Here is a 15,902-nt window from a genome sequence, read left to right as displayed (position 1 = left end):
CCCCGCCTGAACCTGAGCCATCCAAACCTGTCATAATCACTCGTTCGAGGGTGCCTGAACAGGAATCGAATAAAAGTTCTATAATTAGAATCCATTGGATCGTTAATTAAAAATTTTGTTCGGATAGTAAGTGTACTGTCGAATGATCCACGCTGAGATTGATCGGATGAACTTCAACGGATGTGATAACCACGTTTACCAACACGCTGATCACGTATCCCTGGTGGACGTCAACAATTTCTATGTCTCCTGCGAGCGAGCCTTCGACTACTCGCTGCGCAATCGCCCCGTTGTGGTGCTGTCGAACAATGACGGCTGCGTGGTGGCTCGTTCCCAGGAAGCCAAGGATCTGGGCATTCCCACCGGTGAACCATTCTTCAAGGTCCAGCGCTATATGGACTCCCACAACCTCGCGGTGCGGTCGAGCAACTATGAACTGTACGGCGACATTTCTGCCCGGGTCATGAACGATCGTGAGTTGCGTTGAATGCATCTCGCGATGCTAAATAAGGTGCACTATTGGCCCTGATTCGAGTTTAGCTTGCTGGTTTCATGCCAAGTCAGCCGCCCAAGAAATAATCCGCTCTTCAAATCAGTCAAAAAACATACTAATGTTGCATAGTATGCATCAAAATGGTGACCGGATCGCAGCGTTAAGAGTCCTACGTTCCTCGGATCAAGTAACGGCGCTGCATCCTGAAGAAACAGTGTTTACAGCGATGCTTTCTGGATGGGCTGATCAGCAGCGCAGCCGTGGACTGAAAGATTCAACTGTGATGGCGCGATTGGCCATCATTCGCCGGTTCCGTGACTTTACGCAGGCTTATCCATGGCAGTGGCGAGTTGGAGATGTTGAGCAATTCAGCAATGATGCTAGTTCACATAAGCTCACTTTGGCGACGTTGAGAAATCAGCATGGCACGTTGCGGGTTTTCTGCGATTACATCACCAACGCTCATTACGACTGGGCCGAAACCTGTCAGGAGCTCTTTGGACAGGTTCCTTCGCAAATTTGCTTACCGTGGAACACGATCGTGCACCGGCTAGACTACGAAGCGGATCCAGCTCGCCGGCCCTTCTCCTATGATGAGTTGCAAACCTTCTTCGATACTGCTGATGCGAAAGTCGAAGCATTAGTCAAGGCCGGTAAGAAGGGTGCGTTGGGAGCTTTACGCGATGCGCAATTAGTGAAAACGATCTATGCGTTCGGACTACGCCGCACCGAAGCGGTAATGCTCGATCTGACTGATATGCATCACAATCCAGCCGTACCTCAATTCGGTAATTACGGGGCGGTGCATATCAGGTTCGCGAAGAGTGCTGCAGGAAGTGCACCGCGGCGTCGCACGGTCTTGCTGATACCGGAATTTCGATGGTGGATCGAGGGAATGAAGCAATGGGTGGAACAAGGCCGGCCCCGCTTCGGAACCCATGACTTGGACGCAGTGTGGGTTACTGAACGCCAGACACGCCTTTCGGCAGGATACCTCGATCGCAGATTCGCGGAAATCCGTGCCGAAGCAGGACTGCCGCAAGCTCTGACGTTGCATAGCTTAAGGCATTCTTATGTCACACATCTGATTGAGTTCGGCTACGCGGAACGATTTGTTCAGGAACAAGCCGGGCATCTTCATGCGTCGTCTACCGCAATCTACACTTCCGTGAGTTCTGATTATAAGAACCGCATCTTGAATACTGCAGTGCAGAAATTGTTAGGAGAAGTATCAAAACATGAGCATTAAACTAGAGACGACGTGGAATTTGCGCGCGGTGATGGCTTCTCGGGGAATCTATCAGACGACGAAACTCATCCCCTTGCTGGCTGAACATGACATTGAATTATCCCGTGAACAAATTTATCGTCTCGTCACCGGTGAACCGCAGCGTGTGCGTCTGGATGTTTTAGCAGCGCTCTGCCACGGGCTGAATTGCGATCTGAACGATCTGATCGTCATTAACGAGAAAGAAGCGACTGCACGAAAAACCGTCAATGCTTCTGAGCCGACAAAAGCACCGATCGGCGATTTGCGACCGTTAAGAGCAGTGATCCGCAGACCAGGATCCTCCAATGGGTCACAAACCCAGCAAAGGCCAAATTGATGAGTCAAGCAGGGAGAACTCATCCTTTGGGGCAGCAGCTTACTGCGACGGCGAGGCAACTGTGCGATATCGTTCCTGAACTGAACAAGAACCAATGCGAAACGCTACTACTGTCGGTCTCTGACCGTGCCCCGGTACTGCGCAATATTGAACTGGCGCTAAGCAAACATCCAGGACTACTCACAGGTCAAGAACCAAATATGACAGTGCCGCTGCAGAAGCTGTGCCACGCACTGAAAAAATCCGGGATTCAATGGGTTGTCCTCCCAGCCTGTGCCGGTTGCCAACGTGAACTGATCATGGTGAATAAAGCACCTGATGGCGGAAGATACTGCGCGAGCTGCCTGAAGAAATATCGGCAGAAACCCTGCGCGAGCTGCCAACAGGACCGAGCGATCTATCATTCAGTGGATGGGAAATCGTTCTGCCGTCCTTGCTGGCGCAAAGATCCTCGATCTTTCGAGCAATGTTCCTACTGCGAGCAGCTTGGACCTTTGGTAGCCCGAAACCCCGAACCGATCTGCACCAGATGTTACCGATCACCACAACAAGTTTGTTCTTTGTGCGCTCAAATGGGGAGGATCTCGCTGCGCATCGAAGAGCAACCGGTGTGCACTCGGTGCTATTTGGGCATGCGACGTCCCAGCACTTGTCCGCAGTGTCAGCAACGTCGACTGCTGAACTACAAACAAGACACTCAACTGGTCTGTGCTGCCTGCGCTGGGAAAGCAGCCCGGTACGCTTGCCCCGGCTGTGGGTCAGACCAGTATTCTCGCGAAAGACATTTGTGCGATCGATGCCGTATCGCACCGGTCATCCAAGACATGTTCACAGAACCAGGCCACACGAACATCCCTGAACAATGGCTGCCACTATATCGATACTTACTAAAACATTATTCAGGAGCGAACTCCTTCGAATCATGGACGCGAAAGTCCCACGGGGCAACGCTTCTGAAGCAACTAATCTGCAACGAAATCCCTTTAGACTCTCAAAGTATTCTCGCGCGAGCCCACTCCTCTCAGGAAGGCGTATTCATCCTCCACTTGCTGAACGGTGCTGGAATCCTAGACAACGTCAATGTGGATGAAGAAACCTTCGAGTACTGGTGGAACCGATGGATTACGACAGTGAAGCCTGTCGAGGATCAGCTGTTGCTGAAACGATATTGCCGATGGAATATCGCCCCGCTACGCTCTGCCCATGCGTCGCAAGCTACCTCGGGGGCGTATCATCGTGTGCGCAGGTATCTTCATTTCGCTCACCAGTTCCTCGCCCGAATTCGAGAACAGAACCATAACCTGTCCACGTATCCGCAACGGAATATTGACGCGTTCCTCAGCAGCTGCACGGTGAGTGAGCATGATGCGCTCGTTGCTTTACTGTCGTGGGCCCGCACGCAAAAGCTCACCACGCTGCAAGCATCAGTACGGCGACATGTTCTCAGCGCTGAACACTACGACGATGAACATCGGCTCTCGATTACTCGTCAGCTCCTCACCAATCTCACGATCAGCACTGCAGATCGGCTCGCGGGTTTGCTGGTTGCTTTTTACGGGTGCAGTCTTCGTAAGGTTTCGTTGCTTCAACGCCAGCATTTCATGGTCGAGGAACAATGCACGAAGTTATATTTGTCGGCTCAGCCGATCATTTTGCCTGATCCACTACCGGATATTCTGATAGAGCATTTGGACACATTGAACGACAGGTCTCCAACGGGGTGGGTGTTTCCTGGCCGGAATCCAGGGCATCACATCAGTAGCGGAGCGTTGGGGCGTCGGTTACTCAGGATCGGTTTTAAATCCCTGAGCGTTAGGACCACTGCAGTGATGGACCTATCCGCCCAGCTACCACCACAAGTGCTGTCTGAAATGATCGGTATCAGTATTGAATCCGCGGTAGCGTGGTGGAAACTTTCCGGTAATGGTTGGGGTACGTACCCCGCATTACGAGCGTCATCAGAGGAATCACCGCACTGAGAAGCTCTGTTAGGGATCAGCCATTATAGAACTCCGCGAAAAACTGAACTCAGCAATCTTTACGCGACGAAGGGATATGAACGAGCATTAACGCTTCATCGTGAATATAACCAACGACCGGGAATGAAGAACAGTGCACTCCGGTGAGAAATCAAAAGCATGGAAAAGTTGGATGCCTAGCAATCGTACTGACTGCGTATGCCAGCTTTAAAGTAATAAGCAGCCTCCTGAATATTGGCTCACCGGCGGCCGGCCGTGTAGTTTGCGATGATCCGCAACACGGGCACTCTACGACATCCCAGAACTGAAAAACGCTTGACATTGAACGTATTGGCACGCTCTTCACGAGCAAAACTTTTTGAGATTATGAAGCCCCTATGATCATCATCACAGGGACTTCGTCATGTTGATCCCTCGAACTTCACCGTTCCCAGTGCACTTATTTCACAGCTCCCAACTAATGGTCAATCGTTGTTAGCTTTTCTGGTCAGTTCATCAGCACCCTCCTACGAAAGTATGATTGCAGCCCGCGTCTCATTAATGAGAGCCTAAGTTTGTCCTCATAAACGAATAAAGCTCAAAGGAGAGACAACGCAGGCAAGACAGCACTCGTTATGTCCTTGACTGGCTAAAACGTCATGCTAGGAACCGTCGTGACTGACCCGTGATGGCGCAGGTCATCCAGCACTCGGAATACAGATAGGGAGAGCAAAGATGCTCAAGAAATACACCGCCATGTTATGCGGAGCCGCAGTCACGGGCGCATTACTTATTGCCATGCCAACAGGTGCGCTCGCTGATACTGGTATTGAAAGCGAACCAGAAAGATCAATCTCACAGCAAGTAACTGTTGATCAGAAAACCATTGAAGTAAAGCAAGCCAGTTCTGAACTTGAGCTCACCCTGCCTGGGCAACTAACAGATCTCAAGACGCCCTCACTTTCGGGCGTTCCTCAATCCTTAGTCAAAGACTTGAGCACCCCTCTTGTCACCACTGAAACAAAGGGTGCGGAGATCTCAAGTTTTGCGACGTCGACAGGTTCTCAGACTCTTATATCTATCGAGTCAGCAGAAGCCTCGCACAAGTACGCTTTCCCGCTGAAAGCTCCCTCCGCGACTACCGCATCCCTTGAGAAAGACGGCTCGGTTAGTTTTACTGACTCTCGTGGAGAGTATGTTGGTGGAATAAAAACCCCGTGGGCTTACGACGCCAACGGCAAGAAAGTGCCAACCAGCTTCACCCTTGAAGATGGAAAGCTCATTCAGAACGTGGCGTTCAGCAAAGATACGGCATTCCCTGTTACGGCTGATCCAAACACAGTTTGGGGGTGGGCAAAGTGCATCGGGACAATCGGCGTAGAAGTCCTTCCGCTGTTTGTCCCTGGAGGTAAGTTCGCCGCAGCTGGAGTCAAGCTCGCCGCCAAATTCGGAAGCGTAAAGAAAGGGTTCGAAGTCATGGTGCGCGCTTGGAATACGTACCATGACTGGGGTAAGTACACCGCCTACATCAAGAAAACATACGGAAATGTATTTGCTGACATTCTTGGAATAACCGCACTTCAAAGTGCTTGCTTCTCGTGAAATGAGGTTGAGTGATGAAAGATAACTATGGACCGCTCTATTATCTGGTTCCAGCGATACTCGTTCTCGCACTGATGTATTTCAATAGCGAAAATCTACTTACGAGCATTATCGTGTTGATCTGCGCTATTGGTCTATCCGTAAGCGCGGTACTCGGGCAAAGAAAATTGATCCGAGACATCGATGCGAGATCACGCCAATAAGTGGCTCTTCAATATCTAGCGTGGTGACTCAAAATAAGTGAGGCTTACAGTACCTCTGCGAAGATGGATGTCGACGAAAATAAATTCATCTGCAAAGAACTACGTGCCGTGTTTGAGGATACCAGGCCATTCAATGCTGCATCAATTCTTCTCAACCTCACCGACTACAGCGTCATCGCTGCCGCCAACGAAGCTACCGGGCGACAAGTACTTGTTGCGCCCACTGCCACCGAAGCAACCTATCCCTCCTGCGGTGTGCTGAGCACCAAGAAACGCGCGGAAGAAGATGTTGATCGAATTCGTAAATATCGGAAGGAGCACCCCTAACGTCAATGACCGATGCGGCCCGTGCTGTTGAATGACACGGATAGCGCCTCTCTGCAGACGGTGAACGGGCTATTCGCCAAAGACCTCGTGATCGTTAGGATCACGAGGTCTTTCTGCGTCTGGCGGACATCACTTGAATAGCGCGAGGCTTAATTTGTAGTTTTTCGATGAAGATCACGCCGCATAGTGCAGTCTCAGAAATTTCGATCTTTACTTAAGCAGATAATTTGCCAGTGCGATCCTTCTGTCAGAACGCTGTGGACTGTACCGACTGGCGCGCTCAGCCCTCTGGAAATGTCACAGACAGATTCGTCTTTTCTACGCGCTCTGCCTAGTTGCGTATTCCGCGATCAAGGTTTCATTCTTTCGATTGAATATTTGACTCCATGAGATCCACCAAAATTACCATTCAGCGCCACCAGATGAAAACACCGTTATTCTCGATCAGAGCCACTGAATATTCTCTTTAGAGCCACCCTGTATAAGCTCCTTCCCCCACGGAGCCGACTGTGTGGTGGACGGAGCCATTTTCAATGGCACGAAAGATCAAAGCGAAGCGAATATTGCAGCTTCGCGTCGAAGGTTTCTCAGGACGCGTCATCGCGTCCGCCCAAGGCATCTCCTACACTAGCGTCGCCGAAGTCCTCAACGCCGCTGACGTAACCTCACGCTGCTGGGTCGAACTCAAGGACCTCACTGAGGCTCTAGTCTACGAACTGCTATTCCCTGGCCGTAGCGAGCACGAGAGCGTCTTCATCCAACTGGACTGGTCCACGGTGCATAAGGGGTTTGGAAGCATTGCGGGTTTCCCTTGTGTTGATCAACGGAGAAGAAATGACTTTTGATGCTCATGTTCCAGTAGATCTTGAGCCGTCAGTCAGACCTTAGTTAAGGGTCACTAAACGGTGGCACGAAACAGGCGATCATGGATCGCATCATGCACAACACGATCTGGGTTGAGGCCGGTGGGTTCAACATGCGTGAGGCGTACTCGAATGTGGGAGGCTAGGAACCGCTATCTTCTTGATGGAATTCTTTGTTCGAAGCCACTGGATGGACCGCGTGGTGCTGGTGGCTCTGAACGAGAATATTTGGTGGCGCTGAACGGCAATAACGGGTGGCTCTGAGTCAAAATTTAGATGGCTCTCAAAGAGTCAAATATTCATTCGATCTCAACGCGCAGCTGACTGTTCGACAGAAACAGATATACGATAACCTCAGTTTCACAGGATCGAGGCTGAGAAAGATGACGAATAGTGCACTATCGAACCGGAAACGCTACCAGTAGAATTGCTCGGACGGTTCGGGACCTGGCACGAGGTGTATTCCATCGATGAGTCTTTCGTCGGGCTGGAAGGCAACTTGGAGCAGGTGCGCGGCACCGCGGCCCAGATCCGTGCCGCCATTGACAAGACTATTGGCGTGCCAGTGTGCGTGGGAGTCTCATCCACCAAGACCTTGGCGAAGCTGTCCAACCATATTGCCAAGCACAATCCGGGACTAGGCGGAGTCTGCGTGCAGCAGCTCATGGATCCCGAGGTCTTGGGCAGTATCCTGAACCGTGTTCCAGTGACCGATGTCTGGGGCGTGGGCCGCAAAACTGGTGCCAAGCTTGCAGCAATGGGCATTGAATCCATCGCGGACCTGCAAGCAGCTGACCCATTGGCGATCCGCAAGAAGTTTTCTGTCGTCTTGCAACGCACGGTCTTCGAACTCAACGGGCAACGTTGCATCGGCCCGGTGGAGGAACGCGCGGACCGCGGGCAAGTCATGTTCACCCGTTCCTTCTCCACGCCGGTGCGCACCTATGAAGCGATGGAAGAAGTCATGTCCATCTATGCGCAAAAGGCTGCCGGCCGCCTGGCGCGCGAAGGCCGTTACGCTTCGCTGCTCACCGTCACCGCGGGCACCAGCCGCTTCGCCCGGGGAGAGGCATCATTCCCAAGTGCCCAGGTGCGGCTGCCGCGTCCGACGAGAGATCCCATCGTGCTCAGCAAGCTGGCAATTGCCGCGATGCGCGATCTGATGCAACCGGGTATGGACTATGTTCGAGGGGGAGTGATCCTCTCCGGGCTCAGCGATTCTCCGGGTGAGCAACAGCTGGATCTCTTTGGCCAGAGCGTCGATCCGGCTGCCGAGGAACAAGAAAACGTCTCCTCGGTAGTCCAAGATATTTCCCTTCGATTCGGCGCCAAATCCATTGGCCTGGGGCATGCCGGGATGGCCAAAATCCCTGAGTGGTCGATGAAACGCGAACATATTTCGCAGCGCTACACCACCGACTGGGATGAACTCCTGGTGGTGCATGCCTAGGGTCTTCCAGGGGGTGAGAAGCTGTCGGCTCTTCGGCAACTTCGCAGTTTTCGGTGGGAGGATGATCTCATGAATACCCGTGCCAAGCAGCTCTTGTCAGTCGGAATCCTGATGACGGTGATACTCGCTAGCTGCAGTGCGCCGAATGCCGGGGCACCAGTTTCGAGCACGTCCGGGGGCAGTTCAAGCAGCCCGAGCAGTACGAGGACTTCCGCGCAGCCGGCAACTCCTGGCCCGTCCCGCAACTCTGGCGCTGAAACGGGCTCAACGCCGAGTCGCAGCCAGGAACCCTCGTTGCGCCAGAAAGCAGAAGCGCTGGCAGACGAGCTGAACGCCAGCGAACAGGCCGCGAGCCTCGTGATGGCCGGTGTCCCGGCTACAGGAGCAACTGCTGCGGAAATTTCTGCGATGAAGAAGCAGGGAATTTCCAATGTCTTCCTGCGTGGCCGTTCGAAACTGCCGGTGAAGCAGACTGCAACCCAGGTCCAGCAAATTACCCAGAGCCTGGCATCCAACATTCCCGGGCAGTTGCCGGTCTGGGTGGCCACCGATCAGGAAGGGGGCTTTGTCCGGGTGCTTCAGGGCGCTGGTTTTGCCGAATTGCCTATTGCGTTGACGCAGGGACAGTGGCCCGCATCGAAGCTGAAACGTGAAGTGAGCGCCGTCGGGAAGGAACTGGCTGAAGCAGGTATCAACGTGAACCTGGCTCCGGTGGCAGACGTTGTTCCTGCCAGTATCGGCACCGGCAACGCACCCATCGGCTATTTTGGCCGCGAATATGCGCATGACGCCTCGGGGGTTTCCAAAGCCATTTCAACGGTGAACGAAGCGCTGCGCTCTGAAGGCGTGCAACCGGTGGTCAAGCACTTCCCCGGATTGGGCCGGGTAGCTGAGAACACCGATACCAGTACCGGGGTGACCGATACGAAGATCGGTGCGGACTCCAGCGATCTGCAGCCATTCGAGCAGGCTATCGAGCAGGACAAATCCTGGGTCATGGTCTCTAACGCCCGCTACACCCGACTCGATGAGAAGAACGATGCACCGTTCTCTTCGAAGATCATCACCGGATTGCTGCGTGAGCAGATGGGGTACGGGGGAATCGTGATTTCCGATGATCTCTGTGAAGCCAAGCAGGTGGGTTATGTGCCGGTGGGCGAGCGCGCAGTGAAGTTTGTTGCCGCCGGCGGAACTGTTCCGCTATGCGTAAAATCGGCTCCGGCCATCACCATGGCGAAGGCCCTGGCGGCCGAAGCCAAGGCCGATGGGAAATTCGCGGCCCGGGTAAGAGAAGCTGCGGTATTGATTCTCGAAGAGAAGCTCAGCATGCAATAGGCTGCACTGCAGATTTAAAAGGTGATAGGCCCGGGGCTCTTCCGTACTCGCTAGGAAGTGCCCCGGGCCTGCTCTTGGGAGGTGGAAGGCCTACTTCTTGCCCTTCTTCTTTCCGTCAGTTACTTCCAGAACCTGTGCGCGGTCATCGTTGCCGTTATGCAGATGCAGCAACAGTGCCTTCGATGCCTTGGTGCTGTCAGCGACAGTCACCGGGATCTGGGTGCCGGACAGATCGGTGAACAGGGTGCCTTCTGCGCCGAAATCAACCTGTGGCGCTGCCACGTTGAAATCGATCCAGTCGGTCTGGTCAACCGGGATCATCGAGCCGTTCTCATCGGTGTTGTACCAGGAGTAACCCAGAACACGGTAGGAGATCTCTGCCGAATCCTCATCGAGCCTGAGGGCTGACAGGGAGATCGGGAAGACCGCTGCATTGGTGTCGAAGGTGTTGGTATCGACATCGCCGAGCATGCCGTTCACCGGCTGCAGATCAACTTGTTCGCCGGTGGCGACGTTGAAGGTCGCTGCCAGGTCCAGGTCGACTTCATCGAATGCGGCATTGAAGGTAACGAAGTCAGCTTCGCCGTCGCCATTGGTATCGATTTCGACATCCAGCTCGGTGCCGCCAGCCAAGTGGGCCCAGTTTTCCCAGGTGGAGATGCCGATATTCAGCAGTCCGTCAGCCATGCCGGTGCGGGCAGCGGTGCTCGATGCGCCAACGTGCTGCAGGTCCATGGAACGGGCAGCCGGGATGCTGTCCAGTGAATCGTCGCCGCGTTCACTCGAGGCGCCCAGCTCGAAAGCACCGAGCAGGGAGGTTACCGAAGTAGCGCCCTCGCCAGCGGTGATGTCCTTGCCCTTCAGGCTCAGGCTGGTGGTATCCGAGCCCTTCTTCAGCTTCTTGAGCTTGCCTTCCATGTCAGCGGCCAGCTTTGGTGCTGCCTGGACTGGAATGCGCAGGGTAGGAGCGTCGCTGGCAGTCAGCTCTACGCGGCCGCTTGCATCGGCAACCCAGGCACGAGCCAGACCGGACTGGCTGGTAGCCATGGTTGGATCGATGGTCTTGGCCCACTGCTGCGGGTCAACGCTCAGGGTGACGTTCAGCTTGGCGCTGCCGCCAGCTGGCACGGTGACGCTGCTGCGATCCAAGGTGAAGGTTGCGCCTGGGATCTCGGTAGCGGCCACGTAGCTGGCGTCGTAGCTCTGCGCCTTGCCGCTGGTGTTCTCGATGGTGATTTCACGCTGCGCGCTGAACGGCTTCTTGCCATCCAGTTCGATAACGCCGAAGACCATGCTGGTCAGATCCGCTGCTTCGGAATCGTAAGCGAAGGCAGGGCTCTGGAGCGCTGCGTCAGCCATGACGCGACCGGAACCAACGCGGTTCGGACCGTAGGCTTCGCCATTGGCGTCCTTGATGTCGGTTGCCGCGGTGTTCATGATGACGCTCTTGGCTTCGTACGGGGTGTAGTCGCTGTCTTCCAGAACCAGCGCGGCGATACCGGCAACCAGTGGGGTTGCCATCGAGGTGCCGGTCATCACGGCAGTACCGGTACCGGTACCGACGCCAACCGAGCCGATCTGGGTGCCTGGGGCAGCCACATCCGGCTTGACCACGCCGTTGGAACCGTGGACGCCACGCGAGGAGGAGGAATTCAGCGTGTCTGCAACACCGGACTCGCTGGAGGAACCGCCAACGAATTCGGAGGACAGGGTAACCTTCAGCGTGCCAGCTTCAGCTGCTGGGCGCAGCTTGTTCGACTCGTCCAAGGTGAACTGCGCACCCGGGATGGTCGCGTTGCCGGCGATACCTGCATCGAACAGGTTGCTTTCTGCATCCAAGAGGACACCGGTGGCACCGGCGGCTTCAGCGTTGTTGAAGCGTACGCCGGAACCGCAAGGGAACTCGCCGTTTTCGCTCCACTGCAGCCAAACCCACTTGCCTTCCAGCGAACCTTCTTCAAATGCGTCGCAACCGAATGCGTTGTCGGCCGGAGCCATCACCGCTTCTCCGGACAAGGCGGCCGGATCAGCGTTGGTGTAGTTGAAGTTTGCCGAGTACTGGCCCGAGGCCGAGCCGGCAACATCTTCTGGGGCATCAACCTGGATCTTGTCCAAGGTGACGTGCGAGCCAACGGAGTTGGCTACGGTCAGCGAGGATCGGGAGTTGCCCGGCGAACCGCCTACGTCGGTGACATCGCCGGCATTGCCGGAAGCGACAACCGAGAGGATGCCGGCTGCGCTCAGGGCATCGACAATGTCATTTTCGGGGTCATTGGCAGGGGAGTGATCCGAACCGAGGGACATGTTGACCACGTCGGCCCGGTCCGAGAAGTCGCCGTCACCGTTCGGATCAAGTACGTAGTCCAGTGCTTGGCCAACCACGGAGGAGGAGCCGCCGCAGCCGAAGACGCGGATGCCGATGAGCTGCGCGTCTGGGGCCGAGCCCGGGCCGACCTTCATCTGCGCCAGTGCGTCGGCGTCCAGCGAGGAATAGTCCCCGGTGAAGGTCGAGCCATCGGCGTTGACGCCGTAACCTGCGGTGGTGCCGGCAACGTGGGAGCCGTGTCCGGCGGCCTGGCAGTCAAGCGGGTTAGGGTCCGGATGCGGGATTGGCTGGTAGGTGGGATCATCGGAGTCAGCGTTGTAGTCGTCGCCAACCAGGTCCCAGCCGCCGATGAACTTGCTGGTGTCGATCAGGCCGGAATCTGCACCTGGCAGCTCTTCGGATGCCTGTGCTTCCTTGTAGCCTTCCAAGGTGCCTGGTCCGCCGAAGCTGGCGTGCGTGTAATCCACGCCGGTATCCAGTACAGCCACCTTGACGCCGTCACCGGTCTTGTCCAGGGACTTCCATGATTCCAGGGCGCCGGTGTCAACTACCGAGCTGCGGTTGGAAGGCTTCTTGGGAACGATGGAGCTGATCTTGGCAATGTCGCTACGCTGGGCAAGCTTGCGCAGATCAGCGGCATCACCGGTCAGCGCGACACCCTGCAGTGCGTTGTGCGTGGTGTAGATGACCTTCGAGTTAGCCTCGGCTGCCAGCTGCTTGCCCTTGGCCTTGACCTCCTTGCCGATCTTCTTGACCTTGGCAGTGTCCTTCTTCTTGCCGGACTTCTTCACCGTCTCGAAGGCGCCATCGCCTTGGAACTGAACGAAAACGGACACCTCGCCAGTTGATTTGGCAAGAGGCCCGGAGACTTTCAGGTTGGAAAGCGCTGATGAATTGGTGATTGGCAGGGACGCGGCGTTTTCGCCGTCGCCTGGTTGGGGGATTCCTGCTGCGCTTGCCGGTCCTGACAAGGTAACAGCCAATGCAAGTGCAGTGGCCGATCCCAAAATCAGGCGCGGCACTCTCTGCGTGCGGCGAGTGACCATGATTCTCCTAGCTGGGCTGGATAGCGGTGCTGCTCCCGTCATGGGCGGGCGACATTAAAGCGGTGCGAGCCTTGATGATCGTCCGGGGTAAACGTCCGCTAGTGCGTATACCCATAGCTGGAATCTTAGGTGACGTGGCTCATATATCAAGGGGTTATTGAATAGTAACCTTTGACTGGATATTGTGCTGGCTTGGGAATTTCACAATAAAATCCGCGAACCACTGCGACAAACCCGCCCAGCAAGGCCTGATGGGCACGTCGATTTTTGAGAAAATTTGGACGCTTTGTTACTCATCAGTTCACTACTTGCTGGGCGGGCGACGCCGGAATCGGCCTAAAGGTTCCGGTTGCCTAGAGGCGGTTCAGGAAGCTGTGCACGCGTTCGTCGAGCAGTTGGATGCGCTGGGCAACGACAACCATTGGGCCCGGGTAAATCGGATTCTTCGGAGGCGGAATCCGCACATTGCGGGAGCACTCGAAGTTCAGGCAGATCAATGTCCCCAGGGTGTTGCCGTCACGTCCGGCCTGGCCTGCGCGTTTGGTCGTCCACATGCCTACCGCGCAGGGGATGTTCACGTCGCGGCACATCTCGCACATCGTGGCGTTAGTCGGCTTGCGGCCACCGTCGGTGGGGCGCAAGAGGATGCCACGGGTCCGCCCCGCTTCATCGGTGTGGAGCAGGTAGCCGCGCTGCATCATTTTCGGGTCGCGCCACCCCAGGTACTCCAGCGAATCCCAATCGAGGGAGTCGAAGTTTTCGGGCAGGGTCAATTTCTTCGCTTCTTGGCGGCTGGCGTTGATGAAGGAAGAGCGGATGGTTTTTTCGGTCAATGGCTGCATGGGAAATCCTCAAATAGTCCGCACGCGCTTTATGGGCGCGCGGAATCACTAATCGTCAAGGTGTTGAGGTCTGCAAGGGATCGAAAATTGGGGGCACTGAAACATTGCCTAAGGCAGAGGCCTTAAGCGGAAAATGTGTGGCCAACCCCGTTCGATACGCAGACGAACGGGCAGAGCGTCAAAGTGGCTTGCATAGCCGACCGCCCCTTCCTGTGGTTCTCCACGCATTGATTCTGAGCACTTCCAAATTAACCATAACAAGTGCAGTTGGCTTAGGCCAATGACTGGGATCACGGTTAAAGCAGTTTGCTGGCCACCGCCGAGAACGGTGATGGCCAGCAAACTGTCAAGCAGCTAGGGCCTAGCGGCGGCCGCCCTGCCAGAGCGCGTCAAACGGGGTGTTGCCAGAAACGCGGTTGCGGATGCCTTCGGTGACAAACGCCTTGGCTGTGCGGGCAGCTTCCAGCGGGGTAGACCCCTTGGCCAGCTCTGCGGTTACGGCTGCAGCCAGCGAGCAACCTGCGCCGGAGACCGCGACTTCGCCGATCTTCTTCTCACGCAAGACCTCGAGGGTGGTGCCATCGTAGAAAACGTCCACTGCGTCTTCGCCAGCGATGCGGACTCCGCCCTTGGCCAAGACCGCTGCACCGGAGACCTCATGGATCTTCTTGGCGGCTTCGATCAGATCATCTTCGGTGGTGATCTTGATTCCCGAGAGCTGTTCCGCTTCGAAGTGGTTCGGGGTGACGAACGTAGCCAACGGCAACAGGGCAGCCTTGAGGGCTTCGTCGGTGTCCAGCGCGTGGCCTGGTTCCTGGCCCTTGCAGATCAGCACCGGATCGAGCAGTACGTTGTCCCATTGCTGGGACTTCAGTGCGGTGGCAACGGTGTTGATCGTTGCTGGCGAGCCCATCATGCCCAGCTTGACCGTGCGGAGCTTCTCTTCGTAGCAGGTCTGGATGGCTTCGAGCTGATCCGCAATTACCTGCTGGTCAACAGGAACGAAGCGGTGGTTCCAGGAATCCTTGGGATCGAAGGAGACGATGCAGGTCAAGGCCACGATGCCGTAGGTTCCCAGTTCCTGGAAAGTCTTCAAATCGGCCTGGGCGCCTGCGCCGCCAGTGGCTTCGGAACCAGCGATGGTCAGGGTCATGGCTGGAGCGGCAGTGTTTGTATTAGTCATAGTCTCAATTGCGGGTAGTGCGGGTAGGGAATGGGATTAGCCGTGCTGCCAGAAGCTGAGCGTGGTCGCTTTGGACCAACCTTCGGGAAGCTGCTGGGCATGCTCTGCGGTGGCCACCAGCAGCAGCCAGGGCAGCCCGTGGCCGAAAGCGGCACCTGCAAAGTTAGCTAGTACCGCGCGGCGGGCCGTATCGGGATCGGCAGGGGAGAAAAGGTCCGGGTCGGTAAGCAGGCCGTAGTTTTCGCCGTAGCGCATGCGTCCTCGGGCTACCGGACGGTCGAAGTCGGTCACCTCAACGACGTCATAGTTATCCATTGGAGCTTCGAAAAGCCCGGAAGTGTCGGCGAGCTTGACTACCTGCTCGACATCATCGGGCTTGCCGGCCAGCAGATGCATGGTCGTGCTTGGCCTCCAACCCGACGTGGTTAGTTCTGCAGCGGTGCTGTCGTTGGGAGTGCCCAAGAGGATCAAACGCTGCGCGTCCTTGGGCGCGGTCCAAGAGGCATCAGGCCAGTAGCGGAGGATTTCCACGTCTTCGCCGTCTTGATTTACCGAACGAATCTCATGCTGGCTTGGGAAGGAAGCAATGCGATCACGCAGCGTGGCGTAGTCGTGGGTCCAGCTTGGCAGTGCTCGTGCCATTGCGCTCATAGTGCTGCGTTCTCCT

The 15,902-nt window shown here is 55.8% G+C and carries 11 protein-coding genes and 2 pseudogenes; 9 read left to right on the top strand and 4 right to left on the bottom strand.

Annotation, left to right across the window (positions count from 1 at the left end; all coding sequences use genetic code 11):
* Positions 1–166 precede the first annotated feature (166 nt).
* From ACRDT3_RS05275 to ACRDT3_RS05235, 9 genes and pseudogenes are all read left to right on the top strand, one after another.
* Positions 167–466 (top strand): annotated as a pseudogene (locus ACRDT3_RS05275) (hypothetical protein); the annotation flags it as partial.
* Between the two features lie 157 nt (positions 467–623).
* Positions 624–1,742 carry a tyrosine-type recombinase/integrase gene (locus tag ACRDT3_RS05270; protein ID WP_431491979.1) on the top strand — a complete coding sequence of 373 codons (1,119 nt, stop codon included), beginning with the start codon at positions 624–626 and terminating at the stop codon, positions 1,740–1,742.
* Positions 1,732–2,100 (top strand): helix-turn-helix domain-containing protein, encoded by a 369-nt coding sequence (locus ACRDT3_RS05265; protein ID WP_431491978.1) that lies wholly within the window; start codon positions 1,732–1,734, stop codon positions 2,098–2,100. Before ACRDT3_RS05270 ends, ACRDT3_RS05265 begins: the two co-directional genes overlap by 11 nt.
* A gap of 1,082 nt (positions 2,101–3,182) precedes the next feature.
* Positions 3,183–4,079 carry a hypothetical protein gene (locus ACRDT3_RS05260; protein ID WP_431491977.1) on the top strand — a complete coding sequence of 299 codons (897 nt, stop codon included), beginning with the start codon at positions 3,183–3,185 and terminating at the stop codon, positions 4,077–4,079.
* 714 nt (positions 4,080–4,793) lie between these two features.
* Entirely contained in the window at positions 4,794–5,660 is an 867-nt protein-coding gene (locus ACRDT3_RS05255; protein WP_431491976.1) for a hypothetical protein, read from the top strand.
* Positions 5,661–5,926: 266 nt separating this feature from the next.
* On the top strand, positions 5,927–6,190 hold the full coding sequence (locus ACRDT3_RS05250; RefSeq protein WP_431491975.1) for a hypothetical protein: 264 nt from the start codon (positions 5,927–5,929) through the stop codon (positions 6,188–6,190).
* Positions 6,191–6,723: 533 nt separating this feature from the next.
* Positions 6,724–6,990: pseudogene (locus ACRDT3_RS05245) on the top strand (IS21 family transposase); the annotation flags it as partial.
* Positions 6,991–7,480: 490 nt separating this feature from the next.
* Positions 7,481–8,503: a DUF4113 domain-containing protein gene (locus ACRDT3_RS05240; protein WP_431491974.1), complete on the top strand. Its 1,023-nt coding sequence runs from the start codon at positions 7,481–7,483 to the stop codon at positions 8,501–8,503.
* A 294-nt stretch (positions 8,504–8,797) separates the two neighbouring features.
* Complete coding sequence (locus tag ACRDT3_RS05235; RefSeq protein ID WP_431491973.1) at positions 8,798–9,838, top strand: glycoside hydrolase family 3 N-terminal domain-containing protein; 1,041 nt, start codon at positions 8,798–8,800, stop codon at positions 9,836–9,838.
* A gap of 90 nt (positions 9,839–9,928) precedes the next feature.
* Here ACRDT3_RS05235 and ACRDT3_RS05230 read toward each other — a convergent pair whose 3' ends face one another.
* The 4 genes from ACRDT3_RS05230 to ACRDT3_RS05215 all read right to left on the bottom strand — a co-directional run bounded on the left by ACRDT3_RS05230 (position 9,929) and on the right by ACRDT3_RS05215 (position 15,886).
* The gene (locus tag ACRDT3_RS05230) at positions 9,929–13,210 is read right to left on the bottom strand and encodes a S8 family serine peptidase (protein ID WP_431491972.1); all 3,282 of its coding nucleotides are present in this window, start codon (positions 13,208–13,210) and stop codon (positions 9,929–9,931) included.
* A 353-nt stretch (positions 13,211–13,563) separates the two neighbouring features.
* The gene (locus ACRDT3_RS05225) at positions 13,564–14,052 is read right to left on the bottom strand and encodes an FBP domain-containing protein (protein WP_431491971.1); all 489 of its coding nucleotides are present in this window, start codon (positions 14,050–14,052) and stop codon (positions 13,564–13,566) included.
* Positions 14,053–14,413: 361 nt separating this feature from the next.
* Positions 14,414–15,235: a hydroxymethylpyrimidine/phosphomethylpyrimidine kinase gene (locus ACRDT3_RS05220; protein ID WP_431491970.1), complete on the bottom strand. Its 822-nt coding sequence runs from the start codon at positions 15,233–15,235 to the stop codon at positions 14,414–14,416.
* Positions 15,236–15,271: 36 nt separating this feature from the next.
* Positions 15,272–15,886 carry a hypothetical protein gene (locus ACRDT3_RS05215; RefSeq protein WP_431491969.1) on the bottom strand — a complete coding sequence of 205 codons (615 nt, stop codon included), beginning with the start codon at positions 15,884–15,886 and terminating at the stop codon, positions 15,272–15,274.
* Positions 15,887–15,902: the final 16 nt, after the last annotated feature.

The organism is Glutamicibacter sp., from assembly GCF_050701915.1.
GTDB lineage: Bacteria > Actinomycetota > Actinomycetes > Actinomycetales > Micrococcaceae > Glutamicibacter.
Note: the sequence above shows the minus strand (reverse complement) of the source record. Positions and strands in the feature narration are given on the sequence as shown.

What these genes read in the sequence shown, in the direction of transcription:
- ACRDT3_RS05255 (WP_431491976.1), top strand. Translation starts at nt 4,794, where the DNA reads ATGCTCAAGAAATACACCGCCATGTTATGCGGAGCCGCAGTCACGGGC.
- ACRDT3_RS05250 (WP_431491975.1), top strand. Translation starts at nt 5,927, where the DNA reads ATGGATGTCGACGAAAATAAATTCATCTGCAAAGAACTACGTGCCGTG.
- ACRDT3_RS05265 (WP_431491978.1), top strand. Translation starts at nt 1,732, where the DNA reads ATGAGCATTAAACTAGAGACGACGTGGAATTTGCGCGCGGTGATGGCT.
- ACRDT3_RS05225 (WP_431491971.1), bottom strand. Translation starts at nt 14,052, where the DNA reads ATGCAGCCATTGACCGAAAAAACCATCCGCTCTTCCTTCATCAACGCC.
- ACRDT3_RS05220 (WP_431491970.1), bottom strand. Translation starts at nt 15,235, where the DNA reads ATGACTAATACAAACACTGCCGCTCCAGCCATGACCCTGACCATCGCT.
- ACRDT3_RS05270 (WP_431491979.1), top strand. Translation starts at nt 624, where the DNA reads ATGCATCAAAATGGTGACCGGATCGCAGCGTTAAGAGTCCTACGTTCC.
- ACRDT3_RS05215 (WP_431491969.1), bottom strand. Translation starts at nt 15,886, where the DNA reads ATGAGCGCAATGGCACGAGCACTGCCAAGCTGGACCCACGACTACGCC.
- ACRDT3_RS05230 (WP_431491972.1), bottom strand. Translation starts at nt 13,210, where the DNA reads ATGGTCACTCGCCGCACGCAGAGAGTGCCGCGCCTGATTTTGGGATCG.